Here is a 918-nt window from a genome sequence, read left to right on the forward strand (position 1 = left end):
CGGGCGCCTGGCGCTCGCCGGGCGCGGTCGCCTCGCGTCCCGCGCGCCAGCCGCCGTGGCCGCCGTGCCCGTCCTTCTGCTTGACCGTGGCGCCGCCCTCGCAGCCGGCCCGCGCGATGCCGACGACGGCGCCGATGGCGTTGCCGCAGACGTCGATCGGGATCGAGATCGGCGCGACGATCTGGTTGCCGCCGCCGATCGACAGGTTGCCCGAGGTGTGCATGTCGCCGCCGTCGCGGCCGTGCCGCTCGACGGAGGCGCCGCCCTTGGAGCCGGCCTGGGCGATGCCGGCGGCGGCGCCGATGGCGTTGCCGCTGACCTCGATCGGGATCGAGATCGGCACGACGACCTGGTTCCCGCCCAGGATGGACAGGTCGCCGCTGGTGCGGTTGTCCGCCGAGGCGGGGACGCCGAGTCCGGACGCCCCCATGGCGACGCAGCCCGCCGCGACGAGAGCGGCGCGGCCGGTGTTCCTTGCCCAGATGCGCATGGTGTTGCTCCTTCTTTCGGTGAATCGGTGAATCGGTGATGATCACTGCGTGCACCGTCCGGGTGAGCGCAGCGGGCAGCGGCCTGGCCAGGGCCGTGCCGTTCGGAGAAAAGATCGGTGTGGAAGCGGGGGGGCGGGGCGGGAAGCGGCCGTCCGGCGCGGCGCGGGAGACCCGCGGGCGGGGCAGGGCGGCTTCCGGCACGGGACGCGCGGGAACGCGCGGTGCCCGGTGGCGGGTGCTAGTCGGGGACGACCGAGGGACGGCCCGGGGCCGCCTTGTCGGTCAGCGCGGTGCGGTGGAAGGCGCCGGGGCCGACGGCCTGCGGCGCGCGCGGGTACTGGGCGGCGCCGAGGTCGGCGACGGGCCCGAACGGGTGCCCGCCGGACGGCGGCCCGCTGCGCGAGTTGCCGTCCTGCTCGGACGGCAC

2 protein-coding genes are annotated in these 918 nt (G+C 76.4%); both read right to left on the bottom strand.

What is annotated here, in order from left to right; translation table 11 throughout:
* Positions 1-490, bottom strand: a 490-nt coding sequence (locus F9B16_RS50505) for a chaplin family protein (RefSeq protein WP_151547358.1), incomplete at its 3' end; no start/stop codon positions are given.
* A 239-nt stretch (positions 491-729) separates the two neighbouring features.
* Positions 730-918: hypothetical protein (locus F9B16_RS52190; RefSeq protein ID WP_192809426.1), on the bottom strand; the 189-nt coding region annotated here is incomplete at its 5' end.

Source organism: Actinomadura montaniterrae (assembly GCF_008923365.1).
GTDB lineage: Bacteria > Actinomycetota > Actinomycetes > Streptosporangiales > Streptosporangiaceae > Spirillospora > Spirillospora montaniterrae.